This window comes from Mesorhizobium sp. WSM4845 (assembly GCF_055811455.1).
Genome location: NZ_JBVVQA010000003.1, coordinates 1 through 24,401, shown reverse-complemented (window position 1 = coordinate 24,401; position 24,401 = coordinate 1). Strand labels below are relative to the sequence as shown.

The window sequence follows — 24,401 nt, the reverse complement described above, 5'->3', positions numbered from 1 at the left end:
AGTTCCTTCGACCAAACCGTTGGCAAGCAGCGCATGGTGACCGCTCCAGTCGACATCCGCTTGCACTCGACACGGCCGGCGCTCGACGCGCGTCCGCTGGAAAAGCGCGTCGGCCTGATCATCCTTGCCACCGACCATACGACCGAACCGGATTTTCGTCGCATGGTGGCAAGCGACCGGATCGGCGTCTATGTCGCGCGCATTCCCTACGCCAATCCGACGACGCCGGACAATTTGCGCAAGATGCGGCCGTCGCTGACGGCGGGCGCCGCGCTCATCCTGCCTGATGAGCCGCTCGACGCGGTCTGCTATTCCTGCACCTCGGCCTCAGTCGTCATCGGCGATGCCGAGATCGAGGCGGCGGTGCAGGCGGCCAAGCCGGGCGTACCCGTGGTTACGCCGCCGATGGCAGGGGTGCGCGGCTTGAAAGCGCTGGGCGCCAGGACGATCAGTATTCTCACTCCTTATACCGTCGAGACCAGCCGGCCGATGGCCGCCTATTTCGCGGCGCACGGGTTCGAGATCGCCAGCTTCACCTGTCTCGGCTTCGAGGACGACCGCGAGATGGCGCGGATTGCACCGGCCACGCTGGTCGATCTGGCAGCCAAGACGACCGACGCGCAAGCGGACGCACTGTTCGTCTCCTGCACGGCGTTGCGGGCAGCACTTGCCGTCGTCGGCATGGAAGAGGCGATCGGCCGCCCGGTCGTCACCAGCAATCAGGCAACGGCCTGGAACTGCCTGCGGCTTTGCGGCGACGACGAGCCGCGCGCCGAATTCGGCCGTCTGATGACCCTGTTGAGACAATGAGGCGATGTCCGGCATGAGCGAGCACCCCCCTCTGGCAACAGGCATGTCTGTAACCCTTCAGGATATCCGCGCAGCCCGCGAGCGCGTCGCAGGCAAGGTTGAGCGCACGCCGACCGTGCTTTCCCCGAGTCTTTCCGGGCACTTGGGCGCGCCGGTTTATCTCAAGCTCGAACATCGGCAGACCACCGGCAGCTTCAAGCTGCGTGGCGCCTCGAACGCCATCGCTTCGCTGAACGCCGAGGAGAAGGCGCGCGGCGTGGTCGCCGCCTCGACCGGCAATCACGGCCGGGCGCTGGCTCATGCGGCAAAGCTCGAAGGCATGCGTGCGACGATCTGCATGTCACGACTGGTGCCGCAGAACAAGCTCGACGAAATCCGCCGGCTCGGCGCCGAGATCCGCGTCGTCGGCAACAGCCAGGACGATGCGCAGCAAGAGGTCGACCGGCTGGTCGCGGAAGACGGCCTGATCATGCTGCCGCCCTTCGACCATCCCGATATCATCGCCGGGCAAGGCACGCTCGGGCTGGAAATCATCGAGCAGGTTGCGGACGCCGCCCTGGTGCTGGTGCCGCTTTCCGGCGGCGGGCTGGCGGCGGGTGTCGCCGCTGCCGTGAAGGGCGTCAGCCCCGGCACGAAGGTCATCGGCGTTTCGATGGCGCGGGGTGCGGCGATGAAGGCAAGCCTCGATGCCGGACATCCGGTTTTGGTCGAGGAACTCCCGACGCTGGCGGACTCGCTCGGCGGCGGCGTCGGCCTCGACAACCGGCTGACCTTCTCGATGTGCCGCGACCTGCTCGACGATGTTATCCTGCTCAGCGAGGACGAGATCGCCGCCGGCATCCGCCATGCCTATGATCAGGAGCGCGAGATCGTCGAAGGCGCCGGCGCGGTTTGCATCGCCGCCGTGCATGCCGGCAAGGTCGGGGCGAGCGGCCCCACTGTGCTCATTCTGTCGGGCCGCAATATCGACATGACGCTGCACAGGAAAGTCGTTTGTGGCGAAGCAATTGAGGAGAGCGCCGCATGAGCCGGATGACGATACTGACCGAAGCCGAATTGCGCGCGATCGTGAAGCTCGATCTCGATGCCGTCGCCTGCGTCGAAAATGCGTTCCGCGCGCTTGCCACCTTGCCGGTGGCGATGCCGCCGATCCTGCGGCTCGACATTACCGAGCATCGCGGCGAGGTCGACGTCAAGACCGCCTATGTGCCTGGCATCGACGGTTTTGCCGTCAAGATCAGTCCCGGCTTCTTCGACAATCCGAAGCTCGGCCTGCCCAGCGTCAACGGCATGATGGTGCTGCTGTCGTCAAAAACCGGGCTGGTCGAGGCGCTGCTGCTCGACAATGGCTATTTGACCGACATCCGCACGGCCGCGGCCGGAGCGGTCGCGGCGAAACATCTTTCGCGAACCGACTCCTCTGTCGCCGCGATCTTCGGCGCCGGCGTCCAGGCTGGACTGCAGCTCGAGGCGCTTATGCTGGTGCGGCCGATCGCCGAGGCGCGGATCTGGGCGAGGGATGCCGCGAAGGCCGAAGCCGCGGCGGATGCATTGCGCGAAAAACTGGGCATCGTCGTGCATGCTGAGCCCGACGCGGCAAAGGCGGCGGCCGGCGCCGACATCATCGTCACCACGACGCCGTCGACCGAACCGCTGATCAAGGCCGGCTTCGTCTCGGCCGGCCAGCACATCACCGCTATGGGCTCGGACGCCGAGCACAAGAACGAGATCGCGCCGGCGATCCTGCGCATGGCCGATCTCTACGTCGCCGACAGCGCGAAGCAGACGCGGCTGCTGGGCGAATTGCATCATGCCATCGCGACGGGGGTGATGGCAGCCGATGCCGAGATCACAGAGCTCGGCCAGATCATCGCCGGCGATAGACATGGCCGCCGTTCGGCCAGCGACATCACCATCGCCGACCTCACCGGCACCGGCGTGCAGGACACGGCGATCGCCACGCTCGCCCGCGACCGTGCCCGGGCGGCCAAGACGGGTACGATTTTCGAAAGCTGATGCCGGCCGCAAGGCCCAACAAACGAGGACCAAGAACAATGCAGCCCAATCTAAAATTCTCGCGCGGCGAATATGCGGATCGCCTCGCCAAGACCCGGAAGGCCATGGAAGCCGAGCGCGTCGATCTGCTTGTTGTCAGCGATCCGTCCAACATGGCCTGGCTGACCGGCTATGACGGCTGGTCGTTCTACGTGCACCAGGCCGTCATCGTGCCGCCGTCGGGCGAACCGGTGTGGTACGGGCGCGGCCAGGACGCCAACGGCGCCAAGCGCACCGCCTATCTCGCGCACGACAACATCGTCGGCTATGCCGACCATTATGTGCAGTCGACCGAACGCCACCCGATGGATTTTCTCTCGCAGGTGCTGGCCGATCGTGGCTGGGGCAAGCTCAGCATCGGTGTCGAGATGGACAATTACTGGTTCTCGGCCGCTGCCTTCGCTTCGCTGCAGAAACATCTGCCCAATGCCCGCTTCGTCGACGCCACGGCACTCGTCAACTGGCAGCGAGCGGTGAAGAGCCCGACCGAAATCGACTATATGCGCAAGGCCGCCCGCATCGTCGAAGCGATGCACCAGCGCATTGTCGACAAGATCGAAGTCGGCATGCGCAAATGCGACCTGGTCGCCGAGATCTATGATGCCGGCACGCGCGGCGTCGACGGGCCAGAGGGAAGAATTGGCGGCGACTATCCGGCGATTGTGCCACTGCTGCCGTCGGGCGCCGATGCGTCGGCGCCGCATCTGACCTGGGACGACCGGCCGATGAAGTCGGGCGAGGGCACCTTCTTCGAGATCGCCGGCTGCTACAACCGCTACCATTGTCCGCTTTCGCGGACTGTGTTCCTCGGTAGACCGACGCAGGAATTCCTCGATGCCGAGAAGGCGACGCTGGAAGGAATGGAAGCGGGGTTGGCCGCGGCAAAGCCCGGCAATACATGCGAGGACATCGCCAACGCCTTCTTCGCGGTGCTGAAGAGATACGGCATCGTCAAGGACAACCGCACCGGTTATCCGATCGGGCTTTCCTATCCGCCGGATTGGGGCGAGCGCACTATGAGCCTGCGCCCCGGCGACCGCACTGACCTGAAGCCCGGCATGACCTTCCATTTCATGACCGGCCTGTGGCTGGAGACGATGGGGTTGGAGATCACCGAATCCATCCTGATCACCGAGACCGGCGTCGAGTGCCTGGCCAATGTGCCGCGCAAACTGGTGGTCAAGAATTGAGCCCGATGTCCAGCCTTCGCCCATCGCCAATCACGCCGAGCGTAGACTTCGACCGCGACGGCGTGCAGCACGGCTTCTTGCGCCTGCCCTACAGCCGCGACGACTCAGCCTGGGGATCGGTGATGATCCCGATCTGCGTGATCCGCAACGGCAGCGGGCCAAGCGCATTGCTCACCGGCGGCAACCATGGCGACGAGTATGAGGGGCCGCTGGCGCTCTACGATCTCGCCCGCACGCTCGATCCCAAGCAAGTCAGCGGCACGGTCATCATCGTGCCGGCAATGAACTATCCGGCGTTCCGCGCCGGCACCCGCACCTCGCCGATCGACAAGGGCAATTTGAACCGCAGCTTTCCCGGCCGGCCTGACGGGACGGTGACCGAGAAGATCGCGGACTATTTTCAACGTGAGTTGCTTCCCCGCGCAGACATCGCGCTCGACTTCCACTCCGGCGGCAAGACGCTCGACTTCGTGCCGTTCTGCGCCGCCCATATCCGGCCCGACAAGGAGTTGGAGGCGAAGGGGTTCGCCGCGGTCGAAGCGTTCTCGGCGCCGTGGTCGATGAAGATGCTGGAGATCGATGCGGTCGGCATGTTCGACACTGCCGCCGAGGAGATGGGGAAGCTGTTCATCACCACGGAGCTTGGCGGCGGTGGCACCTCCCGCGCGGAAACGGTGCGGATCGCCCGTCGCGGCGTGCTCAATGTGCTGCGCCATGCCGGCATTGTCGCCGGTGCGGTCGAGACGCAGCCGACCCGCTGGCTCGACATGCCGTCGGGCGATTGTTTCTCGTTCGCCGAGGACGACGGGATGATCGAAACGATGATCGATCTCGGCGAGCCTGTCGAGAAGGGCCAGGTCCTGGCGCGCATCCACTCCATCGGCCGCACCGGTGCCGCACCTCAGGAGATCAGGGCAAGGATGTCGGGTCTTTTGGCTGCCCGCCATTTCCCTGGATTGGTCAAGGCGGGCGACTGCACCGCAGTGGTCGCTGTGCTGGTCGATTGAAGGCAAGGCAATCGAAAAGCTTGCGACTTCGCTACTCGATCAGCAGCAAGCCGCGCTTTTTGTCGCCATCGCTATCGATTGTGTCCATGGCTGAGAACAGGCGCTCACGCTCGACCAGCCAAGGCTTATAATCCTCGTTTACATCGAGGACGAAGACCATGTCCTCGGCCTCCAGATATCCTCCGACCGGGGAGAAATGGCCAACGCCGGCGCCGAAAATCTTCTCACGGGTAAAGTTGACGATGTAACGGCGGCCGGGATCGTTGGCGCGCTTCATGTGCTCGCGAAATGCATCGGCGCTCAGATCCCGAAGCACGGAGACCTTCCGCTTGGTGTTCGTTCGAGCGACCTCGGCAAGCTCGTCCAGCGTGAGCCCGATGATGCAGAAGCCCGTCCAGCACTTTCCGGTTCCAGCGAGGACTTCGGCTTCGGTTGTCTCCTCCTCGCCGATGGAGCGGAATGTGTTTGCGACACTTGCCGGGCCGCACCTTGATCCGTTTGATTGCCATGTGACGTCGGCATCGAACGTGGCAGCCACGGGCAGCTTCCAGGCGCTGTCGATCAATTCAGCGGTGCGGGTAACCGACGACTGGATCGCATCTTGCGAAACTCTGGACTGGCCGGCAATCAAAAGTGCGGCGCCGCCCAGCAGGCCGAGGACGGCGATCACAATCACACCGAAAGCGAGACTGCGCTTCATTGCTGAATCTCGTATCAGGCAGCAACAGGAGAATGAAGAAAAGGCACAGCAACGTCAATCGGCGCCCGCACCCGGCCAGTCGCGATCTGGTCCGGCAGCAACTGAAGCCGGCCGCTTGCCAAGCGGGCTGCCACCGCTCATCGCCGTGAGCGCTGCGTCTGGGAGAGTATGGATCAGGCAAGGAACTTCGCCGGTGAAAGAGCGGGGTCGTTTCGCTAGCGCCAATAGCTGCTGCGCCTGCAAACCTCAGGCTTCCAGAGACGACCCAAATTACGACTTGCTCGGCGTAGGCGTCGCTAAAGGCGAACCTAACGAAGGCCAAGGAAGCTGAGTATCGCAATTACGATAACGACGGCCCCGACCAGCCAGATGATATTGTTCATGACAGCTCTCCTTTATCTTTGCCGCGAGCCTGTGGCGGCTCGCGATAATTATGGCGAACGCCCTCACGGCGTTCTCGTTCCAAACTGAGCCTAAGCCGCCGATCCCGGTCCAGCAGCCAACATCCGGGAGATATTCGCTGTCACCCTACAATCGTTAGTATGCGCTAATGTTCCATCGCTCAGAAAAATACCGCGCCTACCGAGGGCCGGAAGCAATGGCGCCGCGGCCCGAAGCGAGGGCACTTCGGTGGACGCCTCGGTGATGGAGCCTATGTTCCTACATGCCGGCGAACCGCAGCATCGCCTGGCAACAGCACAGGTGGGATGAAATCAGTTCTCAGAAACGTTCATCAACAACACTCAATGCCTGCTGCCCGACACCTGGTGCCGATGACCAAACAACCTCCGGCGGTGGTTTTAGAAAATACCGTGCGCGACGCCGTGGAGACCGAATATGCCGGCCAAAGCGTATATTAACCGGATCGCGACAGCAGTGCCGGAGCACGAGGTTCATCAATTCTATCTGCGTTTCGCCGCCTCCATGCTTGCGGCCGATCGTCGAAGAATTTTCGAACGCATGGTTGACGTTGCCGGCATCGAGCACCGCTATTCATGCTTTGCACCTGCCGGCGACCCCGAAGGTCCATCAGCAGATCTGGCCGGGAGGTTCATCCGGGGTGCCTTTCCTGGAACAGCCGAGAGAATGGCGATGTTCTGTCATGCCGCACCTGTTCTCGCGCAAAAAGCCGTCGACGGATTGGAGCTTGGTGGCGGCGCTTCCCGCATCACCCATCTCATCGTCACCACCTGCACCGGTTTTTCAGCGCCGGGCATCGACCTGGAGCTGGTTGCGCGATGTGGCCTGCCGGACACGGTCGAACGCACGATGATCGGTTTCATGGGCTGCTACGCGGCGATCAACGGCCTCAAGCTTGCCCGCCACATCGTCCGCTCCGATCCGCAGGCCAGGGTCCTGCTGGTCAATATCGAACTCTGCACGATGCATCTGCGGGAAACCAGCGAACTGGAAAAGCTGCTGTCGTTCTGCCTCTGGGGCGATGGCTGTGCGGCTGCGCTCGTCACCGCCGAGCCGCACGGCATCGAGCTCGAAAGCTTCTACGGCATCGTGGCGGACGAGCGGCGGGATCTGATGAGCTGGAGCATTAGTGACCACGGTTTCGAAATGGTTCTTTCCGGCCAGGTCCCGGCAGCAATCCATAACGCGTTGCGGAGCAATCACGACGCCATCCTCGGTGGTCGGCCGACCGAGGCGATCGACCTCTGGGCCGTGCACCCGGGGGGACGTTCGGTGCTCGACGCCGTCGAACGGGCCCTGGAACTCGCGCCCACCGCGCTGAAGCCATCGCGCGAGGTGTTGCGCCGTTATGGAAACATGTCGTCGGCGACCGTCATGTTCGTGATGAAAGAGATGTTGAAGGCGCCACCAGGCATGCTCGGCTGCGGCATGTCGTTCGGACCCGGGCTGGCGGCCGAAACCATGCTTTTCCGAACGGCGTCATGAGCAGCCTGGAGCACCGCCAGCTTGCGCCGGAAATCCTCGACGGGCTTGCGGCCGACGATCCACGAGCGCTTGCGGCGCGCCGCGACCTCCGCCGCATCAACGCGCTGATGTTTCAGGCCAGGATCATGGCGTCGCTGCTGCAGAAATTTGTGCCAGGGCCGCCGCGCCGGATTCTGGAGATCGGCGCCGGCGATGGCTCCTTCATGCTGGCGGTGGCGCGGCGCATGGCCGGGCATTGGCCTGGGGTCGAACTGGTAATGCTCGACCGCGTCGACCTCATCACCGCGCAATTGCGTGGCGATTTCGACAGGCTGGGATGGATGGTCGAAGGCGTCACCGCCGATGTCTTCGACTGGGCGAGAAAGAATGCGGGCACGCGGTTCGACGCGATCACCGTCAATCTGTTTCTGCATCATTTCGACGATGCCGGGCTCGTGCGTCTGTTTTCGCTGATGGCGCCGAAGGCCCCGTTGCTGTTGGCGACAGAGCCGTTGCGGACCAAACTGGCATTGGCCGCGACCCGCCTTCTCCCGGCGATCGGCGCCAATGACGTCACACGAAACGACGCGGCTCAAAGCGTGCGTGCCGGCTTTCGCGGCAGCGAGCTTTCCGGTCTCTGGCTCGCGGCAAACGGCAAACCGGTCGAAGAACGGCGCGCCGGCCTCTTTTCCCACATTTTCGTCGGCGCCAGCGCCGGTCATGACCTATGACGCGATTGTCGACCCATGACGCGATCGTCATAGGCGCCGGCCCGGCGGGCACGTCCGTCGCGCTGACGCTGGCCCGGCGCAGATGGGCCGTGGCTATTGTGGAAAAGAGCGTGTTCCCGCGCCGCAAGGTCTGCGGCGAATATATATCGGCAAGCAATCTTGCGCTTCTGGATCAGCTGGAAATCGCCGATGCCTGGCGTGCCAATGCCGGCCCCGAAATCCGCCGCGTCGGCTTCTTTTCCGGCGATGCGAGTGTCGAGGCGCCAATGCCTCCCGCGAAAGATGGGTCCTGCGAGAAAAAAGATGGTTTCGGCCGGGCGCTTGGCCGAGACATTCTCGACTGTCTGCTTTTGCAGGCGGCGCGATCGGCGGGCGTCGAGATCTTTCAGCCTTGCCGCGCCGTCGCCATCGACCCAGATGGCGAGGCGCAATTGGTGCGAATTCAAGCCGGAAACGAAACGACGATGTTGTGCGCGCCGGTGATTGTCGCCGCACACGGCTCCTGGGAGCCAGGACCGCTGCCCAGCCAGCTTGGAAAGACCAACCGCCCTTCGGACCTGTTCGGCTTCAAGGCGCATTTCACCGGGTCGTCCCTGGCGCCTGATTTGATGCCCCTGCTGATATTTCCTGGCGGTTATGGCGGCATGGTTTCGGCGGATCATGGCCGGCTGTCGATCTCGTGCTGCATTCGGCGCGATATGCTCGCGCAGTTGCGCAAACAAGCTGGCCCTAGACACCAGAGCCATTTGTCGGCGGCCGAGGCGGTCTCCCGTCATCTGATGGAATCATGCCGGGGAGTAAGGGATGCGCTAGAGTCTGCTGACGCCGACGGGCCTTGGCTTGCCGCAGGTCCGATCCGGCCGGGAATTCGCTCCTGCTACGAACGCGACATCTTTCGCGTCGGCAATGCGGCCGGAGAGTCTCACCCTGTCATCGCCGAGGGCATCTCGATGGCGCTTCAGTCCGGCTGGCTGCTGGCCTGCGAACTCTCATGCGCGCCGAGCAGCCGTGCAGGGCGCGAGACGGCAGGCAGACGCTTCGAGGCGGCCTGGAAAAGGCTGTTTTCAACTCGGGTCTACGCCGCCGCCGCACTTGCCGGGATTGCCGTTAGTCCAAGCAGCGCCACCTTGATGGCGGCAATTATCCGGAATTTCCCGCAAGCGCTAACGTTTGGTGCGCAACTGAGCGGCAAGACAAAGCCGGTTCCCGGCTTTGCCTGACTGGTGGCGCGGTGCGCCACCACGGCTTCAGGAAGCCCTGGCTCCGTTACTCGGGGCAATCCTCTCTATCCGAGGTTGCAGTGCCACCGGCAGTGTTCTTATCGGCCTCCACTACGTCCTTGCACCGATCACTCATGCCGTCGCCGCCGTCGGTGGTTGAACCGGTTACGTTTGGATCGGCAGGAGTTGCATTATCGGTGCCGGGAGCCATGGTGCCCGTGCCTGTCCCGGTGGCCGCTCCCGGATCGGTGGTGCCGGATCCAGTGCCGTTTGATTGCGCCATCGCCGAAGTGGCAAGGGCAATGCTGAGTGCGGTTGCGGAAAGAATTTTTTTCATCATGGTCGGTCTCCATTAGAGCTGCATCGCTGGTTGCGATGATTATCCAACGAGCGTTTTTTGGAGTTGTTCCGTCAGACAGAAATCGTGATCGAAGGTCGGGCCGAAGGCGATCCAAGCAGCAATGCTGGCGAACCGCGCCATGTTTTTCGGTTTCAATGGAACAACAACCACCGGCAACGGTTGGAAGCGCAGTCGTTCTACTCTAGCGACTGTGACAGCCGATCGCACGGCATTGGGACAAAGGCCCGGCGCTTCCTCCCCGCCGGGCCTTTCTGTCGCTGGAGGAACTTTCACGGAATTTGGCCGAAACCGTGCGGCTGCCACGGTATTGAACTGCTGCCGTTCACGGCTCGTCGATATCCTGCCTCGAGGGGTTGCGCGAGAGGGCGCGTTCCTCTTCGTCGTCCGGCAGCGCCTCGTCGCTGTCCTGGTACGGATTGTCGTCGTCTTCCTCGGGCAGTTCAGCCTCTTTGTCGAGATCGTAACGGATGTCGCCGTTTCCCGGCACGCTGTCTGGTAGAATTTTACTGCCTTTGATCGCGTCCCAATCCTGCTGTTCGATGGTTGGGCCTTCGGATGGATCGTCGGGTTTTCTGCGCGGTGCCATCAGAGTTCTCCTCTGCACTGGTTGCTGTACGCCTAACTCCGCGGACCGCTGCGTAGTTCCTCCGATCGAACCGACGAGATCGTCTAGAGCGATCCAGCACTCATTTCGGCTTAGCCTGCCGGCGGCTTTTAGCTCAATGAGAGCTGACCGTTATGCGGGTTGCGCAATGCCGGCCAGAGCGATCATGAACTTGCGCGACTTCTAATATAAAGGCAGACTTGGAAACGGGTGGAGGGAAAACGGCTCAAAACATCGGGAGGGAAAGCCATGGATAGCATGAGCCTCACCACGCGTGAACCTGGCAAGACAACGGTCGATGCCGCGGCCCTGGAGGCGCTTTCGGCACAATTGCGCGGCACCGTGCTGAGGGAAGGCGACGCCGCCTATGACGAGGCACGCAGCATCTGGAACGCCATGATCGACCGGCGGCCCGGGCTGATCGTGCGCTGCGCCGGTGCCGCCGACGTTATCGCCGCCGTCAATTTTGCCAGGGAAAACAGGCTGCTCGTCGCGGTTCGCGGCGGCGGCCACAACATCGCCGGCAGCGCCGTCTGCGACGGCGGGCTGATGATCGATCTGTCGCAGATGAAGTCGGTGCGGGTCGATCCGGCGACCCGGCGGGCATGGGTGGAACCTGGCGCGACGCTCGCCGATGTCGACGCGGAGACACAGGCCTTCAGACTGGCGGTGCCGACCGGCATCAACTCGACCACCGGCATTTCGGGCCTGACGCTGGGCGGCGGCTTCGGCTGGATCACGCGGAAATTCGGCCTGACCATCGACAATCTTCTCTGCGCCGATGTGGTTACCGCCGACGGCAAGCTGCTGCGCGCCAGCCAGACCGAAAATCCGGATCTGTTCTGGGCGCTGCGCGGTGGTGGCGGCAATTTCGGCATCGTCACGGCTTTCGAGTTCAAGCTCCACCAAGTCGGTCCGCAGGTGCTGTCGGGGCTTGTCGTTCATCCCTTCGCCGATGCCGAAAACGTGTTGCGCGAATACCGAGCCGCGCTCGAAGCAGCGCCCAATGAGCTGACCTGCTGGGCGGTCATGCGGCAGGCGCCGCCGCTGCCGTTCCTGCCGGCCGAATGGCATGGCAAGGAGGTGCTGGTCCTGGCCATGTGCTATTGCGGCGACCTTCAGGAGGGTGAGAAGGCGACACAGAGGCTTCGCGCCATCGGCACACCGATTGCAGACGTGGTCGGTCCCAACCCGTTCACCGGCTGGCAGCAGGCATTCGATCCGTTGCTGACGCCTGGCGCCCGCAACTATTGGAAGAGCCATGACTTCACCGAGCTTTCCGACAGCGCGGTTGAGGTCGTGACAGCGGCGATACCCAGGCTTCCCGGCCCCGAATGTGAGATTTTCATCGGCCATGTCGGCGGTGCCGCGGGCCGGGTGACAGCGGATGCAACGGCGTTTCCGCAACGCAGCGCGCACTACGTCATGAATGTCCACGCCCGCTGGCGCGAACCGGAAATGGACCAGGCCTGCATCGACTGGGCGCGGGGCCTCTATGAAGCAGCCAAGCCCTATGCCGCCGGCACGGCCTATGTGAACTTCATGCCCGGGGACGAGGTCGACAGGGTCGAAGCAGCCTATGGCGGCAACTATCGGCGGCTGCTGGAAATCAAGCAGCGATATGATCCGCTGAACCTGTTCCGCATGAACCAGAATTTGCGGCCGATGGAAGCGCAGCGCGCCGCATAGGCTGCGCAGGCATGACAAGGCCCGCGCCTCCGACGCAGGACGCGGGCCTCATTTTCGGGTCATGCGCTAGAGCGGTTCGCTGAACCGCTCTAGCTATTTGTTTTTTGCGCAATTCCGGGCGGAAAACCGTTGCACACTTTTCCTGGAATTGTTCTAGGCAGGTATCAAGATCGCAATGCGATGTACGCCGACCACGGCACTTGTGTTGGTGGAACCGTCGGTCTTGCCCTTGGCGCAAGTGTACATGTCGCCTTCTCTAAGTTTGAATTCCTTGTCCGCTTTCTTGATCGTGAATTCGCCGGCAGCGATCGTGCAGACCATGTCGTTGTCCATGACCTCTTCAGGAGCCACTGCTCCGGGCTGAAAGACAATGTCGACAATTGAGATGCTCTTGTAAGCGGGAATGTCGGAGGTCCCAGTGCCGACCTCCACCAGTCTGACGCCGGGCGCAATCTCCTTGCCTTCATTCGGGCCGTACTCCTTGGCCGTTGCGGATCTCGCCAAAGCGAATAGAGGCGCTACCGCGGCGGCAGTGACGCCGAGCGCTATTGCAGACCTGCGATTCATGGTTTCCATCGCATCCTCCCTTTTGTTGGTCGCGCACAAATGTGCATGACTAAGGTATATTAGCACAAACGAATTTACCTGTAAGGCAGCGCCGGCAACGCAGCCTGCGCGCAGACGATCACGGGGGATGCGACGCTTTCGAACTCGAAACAGCCTTTAACTGAGGCCCGCCCAGGCACGGCCTAGTCCTTTCGGTTTCTTGACTCGGCCGGCAAAAACGGGCAGCAAAGCCTGATACAGAGGGCATTTCCGCTATTTTCATAGTTTTGGAGGGAGCCTTTTTGACATAGACCTTCGCCTAATCGGCGATCGGTAGAGGGATTGGTTAACCAAGTTTGTCCATCTTTTGATTCAATCGGCAACAGACGTGAAGCGTGCCGGGGGGCACCAGGCGACTGTGATTGTGACGGCTGCGAGCCCGCATGCCGCAAGGCCGATTGAGGTTTGGTTGTATGGCGTTGATGCGTTCGAATAACCGGGGTGACAATCCTGACAGTGGATTGCCCTCGATGAGGCCCGGCCTGCGCTGGGTAGCGATTCCCGTTGTTGGCGCTGCGATCGCGCTGTGGTCGGCTGCGACCGTGGCCGGCCTCCATTCGGTGGGAACTTCGCTCACCGCCGCCTCCAACAGTCTTCCGCAAAACCTGCTCGCGCCGCGCTCCATGGCGCTCGCCGATCCCCGACACACACTTGCCAATTCACGGGCCAATCCACGGGCCAATTCGTGGGCGCCGTCACTGGCAAGCCGGCAGCGTGAGGCGTCGCTGCTCGGCCGATGCAATGCCGGCTGCGCGCAGGCCGCTGCGAGCTTCGAGCATGAAGGCAAGGTAGCGCGTCTCAAGCCGTTAGCGCGGCCGGATGCTGTGCAGCTTGTCGCCGAAATCTCACCGCAATCGCGCTTCGACAGCGTGGTGGCGAATGCGGCGCTATCGCCGCAAAAGATTGCTGCTGCCTTTGCCCGCGCCTCCGGCGGGGCCGCGCCGTTTGCGGTCGTCAGTCTGCCGACGGGCCAGCGCTTTGCGGAGCCGGTGCGCCTGGCCGATCAGCATGGTCCCGCGTCCGTGCGCTTCGGGCCCGAGATTGCGGAAATCGACCGATCCTCCCGGCTGGCGCTGGCGCTGGCGCTGGCGAATGCATTGCCGGAAGCGATGATCGACGTGCTGCCGCAGGCGACGACGGCCGATTCTGCTGCCACGCAAGAGGGCGAGGTGCAGATGGCGTCGCTGCCGCCGCGGGACGCAATGCCCGGCAGCGTTCCCTTGCCGACTTGGCGTCCGCAGGCGGAAATCGATCAGTCGGACGAGGCGCCCGAGGTCAAGGCACCCGAGGTTAGGGCACCCGAGGTTAGGGCACCCGAGGTTAGGGCACCCGAGGTTAGGGCACCCGAGGTTAGGGCACCCAAGGCCAATGCGCCCAAGGTCCAGGCATCGAGGGCCGCCAAGGCCCAGTCTCAGCCATCCAAAGCCAACAAGGTGGAGACCGCCGCCGCGCCGCAGGTCGAGATGCCCCGGGCGCCAGCCTTGTCCCCGAGGAGTTCGTCACCGGCGGCGAAACCAAGCATGCAAGAGGACATGCAGGGCAGCCGGGGCAAGCCGGCCAAGCGATCGAAGGCCGCAGACATGCTGGCCTATGCCAAACCCGACAGCCCGGCGGGCGGCGGCGGGGTCTTCGGCAACCTGTTCACCAAGCCCGGCAGCGGCGTCGCCGTCTACGACATCTCGGCGAAAACCGTCTATATGCCGGACGGCTCGCGGCTCGAGGCGCATTCGGGACTGGGCTCGATGGCCGACCAGCCTCGCTACGCCAATCGCAAGAATGCCGGCCCGACACCGCCTCACACCTACGATCTGAGGCTGCGCGAATCGCGTTTCCATGGGGTGGAGGCGCTGCGTCTCACTCCTATCGACGGCAAGAACAAATATGGCCGCGACGGCTTTCTTGCGCACACCTACCTGCTGCGCGGCCGCCGCGGGGAATCGAGCGGCTGCGTCGTCTTCAAGGACTACGCCAGCTTCCTCGCCGCGTTCAAGAAGGGCAAGATCAAACGCCTCGTCGTGCGCGGCTAGCCCGAGCCGGCGTGACATCCATCTCCCCCCAAGTGGGGGAGATGTCCGGCAGGACAGATGGGGGCGCTGTCCCGCCGACTTCCAGCCAATTGTCAGCAGCCAGCCTCGAAACCGTTTTCATTCCCGGCCGAGGATACTATGACTGACCTGACCGGGGCGGCGGCTTCAACCGATCAAGAGGATGTCATGACGATACGCGCTGTCGTTTGGGGCGAGAATATCCATGAGCGGACCAATGAGGTGGTGGCGGGGATCTACCCCGAGGGCATGCATGCAACGATCGCCGACGCGCTGAGGCTCGACCCGGAAATTTCCGTATCGTGGGCGACGCTTGAGCAACCGGAGCATGGCCTGCCGGCCGACCGTCTGGCGCGAACCGATGTGCTCGTGTGGTGGGGACACAAGGACCATGGCGCTGTCGCCGACGAAGTCGTCGAGCGCGTGGCGCGCCGCGTCTGGCAAGGCATGGGGCTGATCGTGCTTCATTCCGGCCATTTCTCGAAGATCTTCAAGCAGTTGATGGGCACGCCATGCACGCTGAAATGGCGCGAGGCCGGCGAGCGCGAGCGGCTCTGGGTGACGAGCCCCAACCACCCGATCGCTGCGGGGATCGGCGAGTATTTCGAGCTTGAGAACGAGGAGATGTATGGCGAGCAGTTCGCCGTGCCGGAACCGCTGGAAACGGTGTTCATCTCCTGGTTCCAGGGCGGCGAAGTGTTCCGGTCGGGGCTGACCTATCGCCGTGGCGCCGGCAACATCTTCTATTTCAGGCCCGGCCACGAGACCTATCCGACTTATCACGACGCGAATGTCCAAAAGGTGCTGCGCAATGCGGTGAAATGGGCGCACAACCCGCAGGGCGCGCATCCAGCCATCCTCGATGCGCCGAACGTGCCGGTGGAAAAGGCGCTCGAGCCGATCGTCGAGCGCGGCGGAAAGCTCCATGCCGCGGGCGAAGCCGGTTTTCGCTAGACCGCTATCGCGAAGATTCGGTTCGAAAAATCCATCATCGAACAAGAAGATAAGGCCTCATTCTAAGGGTAAGAATCATGCGTCTTTTGATACTCGGCACCGGCTGGATGGCGGAAGAGCATGCCAGGCAGTTCAGCAAGATCGAAGGCGTCGGACTGGTCGGCGCCGTCGATCTGGACCGCGCGCGTGTCGACAAGTTTTCGGACAGCTACGGAATTCCCAACCGGTTCGCGTCGCTGGAAGACGCGCTCGCATGGGACAAGTTCGACGCGGTGGCGAACGTGACACCAGACCGCATCCACCATCCGACGACCATGATGCTGATCGCGGCGGGCAAGCCGGTGCTGTGCGAGAAACCGCTGGCCGAAAATTACCAGCGGGCCAGTGAAATGGCCGATGCCGCCGAGCAAGCCGGCATCATCAACATGGTCAACCTGACCTATCGCAACGTCGCCCCGCTGCAGCGGGCGCGCACCATGGTGCTTGCCGGCGAGATCGGCCAGGTCAGGCATGTCGAAGCATCCTATCTGCAGAGCTGGCTGGTCTCCAAGTTCTGGGGCGACTGGCGCACGGATCCGAAATGGCTGTGGCGGCTGTCGCGCGGCCACGGCTCCAATGGCGTGCTGGGCGATGTCGGCATCCACATACTCGATTTCGCCAGCTATGGCGCGGCGCTCGACATCGACCATGTGTTCTGCCGCCTCAGGTCCTTCGACAAGGCGCCCGGCAACCGGATCGGCGAGTACGAGCTTGACGCCAATGACAGTTTCACCATGGCGCTGGATTTCAGCAACGGCGCTTTTGGCGTCGTCCATGCCAGCCGCTGGGCAACCGGCCACCTCAACGAATTGCGGCTGCGCATCTATGGCGACAAGGGTGGGATCGAGGTCGTGCACAACCTGACCGGCTCGGAGCTGAAAGCGTGCATGGGCGAGGACATCGAGAACGCAAAATGGCAGGTTCTCGATGCCGGAACGGTGGCGACCAACTACCAGCGCTTCGTCGATGCGGTGCGAAACCGCGTCCAGGCCGAGCCGTCGTTCCGCCATGCGGCCGAATTGCAGAAGGTGCTCGATCTTGCCGTCGTCTCCGACGAGAAGAGGGCTGAGCTCAGGACCCATGCCGAAACCCATTGATGTTCGCTGAAAGGGGCCAGCCATGGTCACGCGCCGCGCCCAATGTTCCTGCGGTCAGCTGTCAGCCACCTGTTCGGGCGAGCCTGTACGCGTCTCTGTCTGCCATTGCCTGGCCTGCAAGCGGCGCACCGGCAGCGCGTTCAGCTTCAATGCGCGGTTTGCGGAGAATGATGTGTCGATCCAGGGACGAGCGGCGGAGTTCACGCGCGTTGGCGACGAAGGCGGCCGTGTCATCTACAGTTTCTGCCCGGATTGCGGCACCACTGTCCATTACCGGATCGATGTCCAGCCCGGTCTGATCGCCATTCCGGTGGGGGCTTTCGCCGACCCATCGTTCCCGCCGCCCTTCCTGTCATTCTATCACGACAGCCGGCGCTGCGAGTGGGTCGAGGTCCGCACTGAGCCTCTGGCGACGTTCGGCTGAAGCCGTCGTTCGGCTGACGTTTTTGGACGGTTCAGCCTGCTGATCCAGGGCGAGCCAACGATCGCTTGTTCGATGAATTGGAACCGTCCACACTCTCCACGCATTCGATGGACTGTGAACACGATGACTTCCAACAATGATCCGGGCAGCAATGATCCGGGTGGATCACCGGCAGGCTGGACGATCAAGCTCGGAGAGTCGCCTATAGTCGGTACAGCTATCCACAGCGGCACCGACGTTGGCAGGGCTTGTCGATCGCTCATGTGTCTCTCCGATCCCGACCGGCGTAGAGAAGAGGACCCGTTCACCGAGCGTTTCATCGCCGATTTTCCTACCCAGATCATCGTTCATCGGTCACGCTTCCAAGTGGATCTGAACCGTGCGCGAGACGCTGCGGTCTACCGGTCGCCGGACCAGTCCTGGGGCCTGAAAGTCTGGCGAGAGCAGCCGGACGAGGACACCGTTACGGAGTCTCTCTCCTTTCACGACGCCTTCTACAGTGAGCTGAACCGTGTCCTTGCCGGTATCGAGAAGCGCCATGGCAGGTTCGTTCTCATCGACGTCCATAGTTATAATCACCGGCGCGACGGACGGGAGGCTATGCCTACGTCCCGTGACGTCGCGCCCGACATCAACATCGGTACCTCTTCCATGGACCGCGAGCGCTGGGCACCGGTCGTCGACGCTTTCATCGAGACGCTTCGCGGCCAGCGTCTCAACGGCGAGCCGATCGATGTGCGCGAGAATGTGTCCTTCCAGGGCAAGGGCGAACAGACCCGTTTCGTCCATGCCAATTTTCCGGAAACCGGGTGTGCCATCGCCGTCGAGTTCAAGAAGATTTTCATGGACGAATGGAGTGGCGAACCCGACTGGGGAACAATCGAGCGGCTGCGCGCCATGCTGGCGTCTACGGTGCCCGTCCTGGAGTCGGCGCTGCGGGCCATGCGATGAAGCCCAAGCTCGTTGAGCCCGCGCCTCCATTGGCGCAAATCGAATCGGACCTGGACGCGCTTTTGCGGGACGGCAAGCCAATCCGCCGCGATTTCGGCAATGGCAACCGTTTGCACATGGATCGGCCGCTGCCCTTTCTGTGTGTCCATGTTGGGTCGCATCAGGATGCGGCATTCCATGCCGTCTCCGCCAACGCGTCCTATCTGATCGCGGCCGACATCGGCCTCGCCCGCGAGGCCGCGCGGCTGGTGGTGCGAAGGCTGCGCGATCACTGCGGCGCCTTCCTCATGCTGGACATCGGCGAGTTGGCCGAAGACCGGTTCCTGACCGAGGATGTTCCGTTCCTGCCGCCCTTCGAGATTGCGCTGGCCTGCGGCGACACGGCGGCGGAGAAGGCGGCACTGAAGCGCTTCGCCACCGCTGCGTCCGCACGCGAAGCAAAATACCGCACGCCCCGCGTCGACGAACTCAACCCCACGACACGCGCCGAAGCACGGCTTCTGGATGATCTCGGTGATGCGGCGTGCTTGACGGTACGCTTCGCACCGATTTACCGGGTGCCTGGCACCAAGCGCGTCTACCCCGAACTCCACGACCTTGTCGTCGCCAACATGGTCGATTCCGCGCTTCAGGCCGTCAGCGCCTTCCTGAAGGCATCAAGGCTGGAACAGCCGGCAACCCATCGTTCGCTGGGGCGGCGCGCCTATATCGACGCAGTGGTGCGCGCTGATCGGGCGATCGACAACGTCGCGTCGACATTCGATTTTCTGCTTGCCGTCACACCGATCAATGCCGAACCAGCCTGGCTGGAATTCCAGGCAGGCGCCTTCGAGCGTGTGCCCGTGCTGCTCTACAGGCCGCTCGAGTTCGAGGTCGCCGGCCAGAAACGGAAGCTCTATTCGGTCTCGCTCGATCATCTGGAAGATCCGCTGCTGACCACGCTGCTCTCGCAAAAGCAGCAGGAACTCGATCTCCAGCTGTCGATGCTCGCGGCGCGCGAAACGCCCCGCTTCGTCGAACTCGGACGAGCTCTCTATGGTAGCGTCGAGCCGAGCCTGGCGGCGCGAGCACGCGCCATTCTCGAAAAGGCGCCTAGCGTTGCGTCGGCCACCCGGCAGAAGGGCCTGGGCGCCGACGCTGTCGCCGCGGCCGCGCGAGACATGATCGCCGGCTACCGGGCAGCCTATCCCGAATTCGATGCCTCCGTGGAGATCCGCGGCGACCTGCCGGCCGGCCTCCTCGTCTCTCGAAACCGGCTGCTGGTTTCACGCGATACCAACCTTCCACCGGAGCGTCTGACTGCGCTGCTCAGTCACGAGATCGGTGTCCATCTGCTGACCTATTTCAACGGTGACGCGCAGGGGCTCGCCATCTTCCGCAACGGGCTCGCCGGCTATGAGGGCATGCAGGAGGGACTGGCCGTGCTGGCGGAATATCTGGTCGGCGGCATGACCGCAGCGCGGTTGAGGCTGATCGCGGCCAGGGTTATCGCCTGTCAGACGATGCTCGACGGAGCAACATTCGAGGAGACCTTCCGCATCCTCCACAGGGATTTCGGTCTCGACGATCGCGGCGCCTTCAACGTCGTTCTGCGTGTCTATCGAGGCGGGGGCCTTGCAAAGGACGCCATCTATCTGCGGGGCATGGTGCAGATCCTCGATCATCTGAAGGACGGCGGCAGCCTCACGCCGTTTTGGATCGGCAAGATCTCCGCCGCGGATTTCGGAGCGATCCAGGAACTCAACGCGCGCGGCTTGCTGCGGGCGCCGCGCCTCGAGCCCGCGTTCCTCTCTTCCGACGCGGCGCGTCCGCGTCTCAAGAGAGCGATGGCGGGAATCGGTCCGATCGATATGGTTGAAACTTGAGCGGAGTCTCCTCGATGCGCATCGCGTTCTTTGTCAATTCCATTGAGAGCGAGACGCCCGCCTACACGACGACAGCGTTGGCGCTGGCCGCCGTCCAGCGCGGTCATTCCGTTGTCTATGTTGAACCAGGCGACTTCATACTGCGTCCGGATGACGGTCTGGCTGTCAGCGTGGCGGTTCTGCCGGATGCTTCCTACAAGACGTCCGACAGACTGCATGCTGCCCTGAAGGATGCAGCGAAGCAGAAAAAGACTTTGGCGATAAGCGATATCGACATTGTGTTTCTGCGCAACGATCCGTCGCTGGACGCCACCGATCGGCCATGGGCCGCCAACGCAGGCGTTATGTTCGGGCGGATCGCGGCGGCTCGCGGCGCGATTGTCGTCAACGATCCGGATGGCCTGGGACAGGCACAGAGCAAGCTCTACCTTCAGTCTTTTCCCGAGGCGGTCAGGCCGGCTACCCTGATATCGCGCAGCATTACCGAGATCCGCGCATTTATCGACAAACACTCGAAGGGCTGCATCGTCAAGCCACTCCAAGGATCGGGTGGCAAGAACGTCTTCCATATTGCAACGCCCACCGATTCCAACCTCAACCAGATTTTCGAAGCGGCCAGCGGTGACGGCTATCTCATCGCGCAGGTCTACATTCCGGAGGCCAAGGCTGGTGACGTGCGTCTTTTTTTGATGAACGGTCTGCCGCTGGTGCGCGATGGCAATTACGCAGCCTTTCGCCGCGTTCCAGCCAAGGGCGACGTCCGGTCCAATATCCATGCCGCTGGAACAGCCCGCAAAGTCAAGGTAACGGGCACGATGTTGGGCATTGCCGAGATGGTGCGCCCCAAATTGATCAATGATGGCATGTTTCTGGTTGGGCTCGACATCGTCGGAGAAAAACTTCTGGAGATCAACGTCTTCACGCCAGGCGGGCTGACACGGCTCGCCGTCATGTACAAGACGGATTTTGCCACAAGCGTCATCATTGCGCTGGAGGAGAAGCGGACGCTGCGTCAAGCCTATGGAAAGACCATGACAAATTCGCGGCTGGCGACGCTCTGAGGGATGCAGGCAGGCCGGCTAGCAGGCCAACTAGGACGGCAAGTGGGTTGAGGTTCGCACTGAGACTCTGGCGACATTCGGCTGAAGACGCCGGCCGGCTCTTTCCAGACTAGGGCAGAATCCAATCACTCTGAACGACTGAGTTCAATCCTTGTCTGCCTTCGTTCGGAGAACTTCTACGGCAAGTTCTGACCCGAAGCGGCCCTTCCTGGACCGAATTTCCTTCGCGGAAGCCGACGTTCACCAGAACCACCAGTCTTGACCCAAACCGGTCCTTGCTGGGCCGATTTGGCGGCTCGTAAGCGGACGTTGCCCGGAACCAGCGACTTTGCACCGTTCCTGCCGTTCCAATTGAAATCAGCTACGGCGCTAGGTGACCTGGCTCCAGTCATTCCCAAAGCCGGCGGCTTTCTTCAAGCCGCCGATCAGCGGCCTGGATGTGGCATGTTACTCAGCCCGCTTGAGCGCGGTGAACGTCCATAGGGGGCGATGCTGACGTCGCGACTTTGCCAAGCTGGAAGACCTCCGTCGCCTCGCCGCGGCCGCGCAGCCGGTGCTTGCCCGCCGGGATCCTTTCGAACCTTTCGTCGAGCCGCGACGCGGTCTCGCCGGAAATGGCGATTGCGGCGGTGGCGCCCGGTTCGAGCTGCTTGCCGAGGTCCTGCAGCCGCTGGCTGACGTTCACGGTGTCGCCGACGATCGTATAGTTGACGCGGTCGGATGCCCCGATATTGCCGACGATGACGGAGCCCGTGTGGATGCCGATGCGGACATGAAGCGGAGGCCGGCCTTCGCCAGCCGCTTCCAGATTGTCCTTGTCCAGCTCCTCGCGGATGGCCGCGGCTGCGCGGACGGCCGCGGCGGCATGGCCCTTCAGACGATCCGGCGCGCCGAAGAACGCCAGCATGCCGTCGCCCAGGAACTTGTCGACAGTACCGCCATGTGCATCGACCGCGCCGCACAGGATCGCGAAGTGGTGGTTCAGCAGCCTGGCCGCGGCGGCGGCGTCCATCTTCTCCGATAGCGTGGTGAAGCCGGCGATGTCGGTGAACATGACGGTGACGACCGCTTCGCGCGGTTCGGCGATGCCGATCTCTCCGGTGCGCACCAGCTTGGCCACCAACGAGCGCGGAATATAGGTCGAGAATGCACGCAGACCGATCAGCATGGCATTGAAGGCCGAAGCCTGGTTGTCCAACTCCAGCACCCTGCTGCGCGGCAGGGGGGTCACGCCGTCGAGATCGAAATCGGCGACGCGCGTGGCCTGGCCGGCAATCGCCTGGATCGGGCGCGACAGGCGCTTGCCGAGAAGAATCGCGACGATGACCGCCACCGCCATCGCGCCAAGTCCAAGCATGGCCGATCCCATGACGCGTTCGATTTCGTCACCGATCTGACTGGTCTTGAAATATGCGCCTAGCGTCCAGGGCCGGTCGCCATAGCCGGTGATCTCACGGGTAATAGCGACGTAAGTGTTCTCTCCGTCCCATGACGTCGAACCGTCCTTGTCGTCAACCTGGATTTCGGCAACCTCGATATCGCGGGTACGCTGCGTGCTGAACTCCGCTTCCGGTTTGCGCGCCTCATATCCGGCGAGAACCGGATCGCCGAAATTGGCGAGCGGCGTCAGCGGCAGGATGCCGTTCTTCAGCGCATCCGGGGAAGCCAGCCGCTGGTCCGCCAGGATGGATCCGTCGCCATCCAGAATGAAGGCATGCGTGCCGAAGCGCGACGACAGTTCCTGCGTGATTTTGGACAAGTTCTGCAGTTCCACCGCGGCGATCACCCAGGCCTTCGTGGTGCCATCGCGTGACAGCGGCGCCGAGACGTTGGCGAACAAGCCATATTCGTTGGCCACGAAGGCGCCCCACCGGCGTCCGTCGACCTGCTGGCGCTCTTCAAGAACGGCGCGCACTTGCGGCGATTTCTCGGTCTCGGCGGGGAGTTTCCGGATCGTTCCGGCACGATATTTGGCGTCGTTGTCCCCGGTCACCGCCGCCCCCCTGCAAATCAGGTCGGGTGTGCAGATCAACATTGCGTTCACCCCCGGCGCTGCCGCCAGCGCACTGGCAAGTGCCGCCGACATCGCCTCGTCGTCGATCTGGAACTCGCCCTGCTTGTAGAGCTGCGCGACGCCGTCCACGGCGCTCTCGGCGCGCCCCATCTCGGCGCGCAGCAAATCCTCCATCGCATCGATCAGGAGCGTCGACTGGGCGCCGAGCAGGTCGAAAGTGTTGCGAAGGTTGGCGCCGACCGCCAATGCGAGCACGCCGCCGACCGACAGGAACACGAGGCTGCCGAAACTCATCGCCATGATGACTGCGATGGGGATGCGACGCCGCTTCTTTTCGGGGCGGACCAGACGCACTGGCTGTGCGGACATGCTCATGCAGCCAATGTCATAATGCGCCACCGCATTGCAAGCCCGGTGACGACTTTAAGGAGAGGACGCGCCGAAGCATTCGCACCAATGTGGCGCCGATGTTTCCAGCGCCGATGATTCTGATCCTCATAGGGGTGTTCCTACGTAAATATGGAAGAGCGCCCGCCTCAGTCGCGGACGCGGGCGCCTCGAAGATGCGCCCCTTTCTCGCGCAGTGTCGAGAGTGTCAACTCCCGGAAAGGCGCATGCACGACAACCCTACCTCATGCGTATGCTCTGACCAGGCGGATTCGGGCGGCCATACCCGACAGTCGGCTCAGGATCGCCGGCAGCCGTAGCGCGAACGTCAGGTTTGGAGGAGGGCTACGAATGAAGGGAATTGGCGCAAGATGCTCGTTCGTGCTGGTCAGAACGGGCGACCGCTCACCACCCTCTGGCGACGATGTCGCCGTGCAGCGGCATTGACTGGTTCGGGTCAAGAGCTTGAATATGAGAAATCGCTAACTGTGACGGCGGTGGTCACGGTGGCTCGAGTGTCAGCAGATGTGGTAAGGTTGAGTGTCGGCGAGTAGCAGAGGTCCAGCAACATGACTTTGAGGCGAACCAGAGCTTACGGCGCATCCGGCTTGGTTCTAGCGGTTTGCACTCTGTTTGCTTGGCAGAACGCCACTGCTGCTCACAATTGCCACGCAGCCGCGACGCCTGGCGTCAATTGGCACGAGTGT

The 24,401-nt window shown here is 62.8% G+C and carries 21 protein-coding genes; 16 read left to right on the top strand and 5 right to left on the bottom strand.

The genetic code is table 11. The features are described from left to right. The first annotated feature begins 33 nt into the window (after positions 1 to 33). The 5 genes from eutA to doeB are packed head-to-tail and all read left to right on the top strand — an operon-like array spanning position 34 to position 5,062. Complete coding sequence (gene eutA / locus AC0L2C_RS04350; RefSeq protein WP_128246154.1) at positions 34 to 810, top strand: ectoine utilization protein EutA; 777 nt, start codon at positions 34 to 36, stop codon at positions 808 to 810. 43 nt (positions 811 to 853) lie between these two features. Next, on the top strand, positions 854 to 1,837 hold the full coding sequence (gene eutB / locus AC0L2C_RS04345; RefSeq protein ID WP_473522811.1) for a hydroxyectoine utilization dehydratase EutB: 984 nt from the start codon (positions 854 to 856) through the stop codon (positions 1,835 to 1,837). Further along, positions 1,834 to 2,826 (top strand): ectoine utilization protein EutC, encoded by a 993-nt coding sequence (gene eutC / locus AC0L2C_RS04340; RefSeq protein WP_473522810.1) that lies wholly within the window; start codon positions 1,834 to 1,836, stop codon positions 2,824 to 2,826. Before eutB ends, eutC begins: the two co-directional genes overlap by 4 nt. A gap of 38 nt (positions 2,827 to 2,864) precedes the next feature. Further along, positions 2,865 to 4,055, top strand: a complete 1,191-nt coding sequence (doeA, locus tag AC0L2C_RS04335) for an ectoine hydrolase DoeA (protein ID WP_473522809.1) — start codon at positions 2,865 to 2,867, stop codon at positions 4,053 to 4,055. Between the two features lie 5 nt (positions 4,056 to 4,060). Beyond that, positions 4,061 to 5,062, top strand: coding sequence for a N(2)-acetyl-L-2,4-diaminobutanoate deacetylase DoeB (doeB, locus tag AC0L2C_RS04330; protein WP_473522808.1), 1,002 nt, complete (start codon positions 4,061 to 4,063; stop codon positions 5,060 to 5,062). 31 nt (positions 5,063 to 5,093) lie between these two features. On the opposite strand, the gene AC0L2C_RS04325 is transcribed toward doeB, so the two are convergent. Next, entirely contained in the window at positions 5,094 to 5,762 is a 669-nt protein-coding gene (locus tag AC0L2C_RS04325; protein ID WP_287342162.1) for a phytochelatin synthase family protein, read from the bottom strand. A gap of 837 nt (positions 5,763 to 6,599) precedes the next feature. Here AC0L2C_RS04325 and AC0L2C_RS04320 point away from each other — a divergent pair. From AC0L2C_RS04320 to AC0L2C_RS04310, 3 genes are read left to right on the top strand one after another with little or no spacing between them, the layout of a single operon-like run. After that, on the top strand, positions 6,600 to 7,667 hold the full coding sequence (locus AC0L2C_RS04320) for a type III polyketide synthase (protein ID WP_473522807.1): 1,068 nt from the start codon (positions 6,600 to 6,602) through the stop codon (positions 7,665 to 7,667). Then, positions 7,664 to 8,377 (top strand): methyltransferase domain-containing protein, encoded by a 714-nt coding sequence (locus AC0L2C_RS04315; protein WP_473522806.1) that lies wholly within the window; start codon positions 7,664 to 7,666, stop codon positions 8,375 to 8,377. The genes AC0L2C_RS04320 and AC0L2C_RS04315 overlap by 4 nt, the downstream gene beginning before the upstream one ends. Then, entirely contained in the window at positions 8,374 to 9,597 is a 1,224-nt protein-coding gene (locus AC0L2C_RS04310) for an NAD(P)/FAD-dependent oxidoreductase (protein WP_473522805.1), read from the top strand. Before AC0L2C_RS04315 ends, AC0L2C_RS04310 begins: the two co-directional genes overlap by 4 nt. A gap of 46 nt (positions 9,598 to 9,643) precedes the next feature. On the opposite strand, the gene AC0L2C_RS04305 is transcribed toward AC0L2C_RS04310, so the two are convergent. Next, positions 9,644 to 9,937, bottom strand: a complete 294-nt coding sequence (locus AC0L2C_RS04305; RefSeq protein ID WP_287364096.1) for a hypothetical protein — start codon at positions 9,935 to 9,937, stop codon at positions 9,644 to 9,646. Between the two features lie 343 nt (positions 9,938 to 10,280). After that, complete coding sequence (locus AC0L2C_RS04300; RefSeq protein WP_023797862.1) at positions 10,281 to 10,544, bottom strand: hypothetical protein; 264 nt, start codon at positions 10,542 to 10,544, stop codon at positions 10,281 to 10,283. Between the two features lie 267 nt (positions 10,545 to 10,811). Here AC0L2C_RS04300 and AC0L2C_RS04295 point away from each other — a divergent pair, with 267 nt between their 5' ends. Then, positions 10,812 to 12,251 carry an FAD-binding oxidoreductase gene (locus AC0L2C_RS04295; protein WP_473522804.1) on the top strand — a complete coding sequence of 480 codons (1,440 nt, stop codon included), beginning with the start codon at positions 10,812 to 10,814 and terminating at the stop codon, positions 12,249 to 12,251. Positions 12,252 to 12,404: 153 nt separating this feature from the next. On the opposite strand, the gene AC0L2C_RS04290 is transcribed toward AC0L2C_RS04295, so the two are convergent. Then, complete coding sequence (locus AC0L2C_RS04290; protein ID WP_287054532.1) at positions 12,405 to 12,827, bottom strand: cupin domain-containing protein; 423 nt, start codon at positions 12,825 to 12,827, stop codon at positions 12,405 to 12,407. A 500-nt stretch (positions 12,828 to 13,327) separates the two neighbouring features. Here AC0L2C_RS04290 and AC0L2C_RS04285 point away from each other — a divergent pair, with 500 nt between their 5' ends. From AC0L2C_RS04285 to AC0L2C_RS04255, 7 genes are all read left to right on the top strand, one after another. Continuing rightward, a complete protein-coding gene (locus AC0L2C_RS04285; RefSeq protein ID WP_287364091.1) occupies positions 13,328 to 14,884 on the top strand; it encodes a tlde1 domain-containing protein in 1,557 nt (518 codons plus the stop codon). 186 nt (positions 14,885 to 15,070) lie between these two features. Next, on the top strand, positions 15,071 to 15,856 hold the full coding sequence (locus AC0L2C_RS04280; RefSeq protein WP_287305224.1) for a ThuA domain-containing protein: 786 nt from the start codon (positions 15,071 to 15,073) through the stop codon (positions 15,854 to 15,856). 77 nt (positions 15,857 to 15,933) lie between these two features. Continuing rightward, positions 15,934 to 16,992 carry a Gfo/Idh/MocA family protein gene (locus AC0L2C_RS04275; protein ID WP_287364088.1) on the top strand — a complete coding sequence of 353 codons (1,059 nt, stop codon included), beginning with the start codon at positions 15,934 to 15,936 and terminating at the stop codon, positions 16,990 to 16,992. A gap of 22 nt (positions 16,993 to 17,014) precedes the next feature. Beyond that, positions 17,015 to 17,416: a GFA family protein gene (locus tag AC0L2C_RS04270; protein WP_027155694.1), complete on the top strand. Its 402-nt coding sequence runs from the start codon at positions 17,015 to 17,017 to the stop codon at positions 17,414 to 17,416. Positions 17,417 to 17,539: 123 nt separating this feature from the next. After that, positions 17,540 to 18,367 carry an N-formylglutamate amidohydrolase gene (locus tag AC0L2C_RS04265; RefSeq protein ID WP_128166638.1) on the top strand — a complete coding sequence of 276 codons (828 nt, stop codon included), beginning with the start codon at positions 17,540 to 17,542 and terminating at the stop codon, positions 18,365 to 18,367. Continuing rightward, a complete protein-coding gene (locus AC0L2C_RS04260; protein WP_473522803.1) occupies positions 18,364 to 20,232 on the top strand; it encodes a flavohemoglobin expression-modulating QEGLA motif protein in 1,869 nt (622 codons plus the stop codon). The genes AC0L2C_RS04265 and AC0L2C_RS04260 overlap by 4 nt, the downstream gene beginning before the upstream one ends. 14 nt (positions 20,233 to 20,246) lie before the next feature. Continuing rightward, positions 20,247 to 21,293: a glutathione synthetase gene (locus tag AC0L2C_RS04255; RefSeq protein ID WP_287054544.1), complete on the top strand. Its 1,047-nt coding sequence runs from the start codon at positions 20,247 to 20,249 to the stop codon at positions 21,291 to 21,293. Between the two features lie 451 nt (positions 21,294 to 21,744). Here the strand turns inward: AC0L2C_RS04255 and AC0L2C_RS04250 are convergent, their stop codons facing one another. Then, the gene (locus AC0L2C_RS04250; RefSeq protein ID WP_287238621.1) at positions 21,745 to 23,682 is read right to left on the bottom strand and encodes an adenylate/guanylate cyclase domain-containing protein; all 1,938 of its coding nucleotides are present in this window, start codon (positions 23,680 to 23,682) and stop codon (positions 21,745 to 21,747) included. Between the last annotated feature and the right edge of the window lie 719 nt (positions 23,683 to 24,401).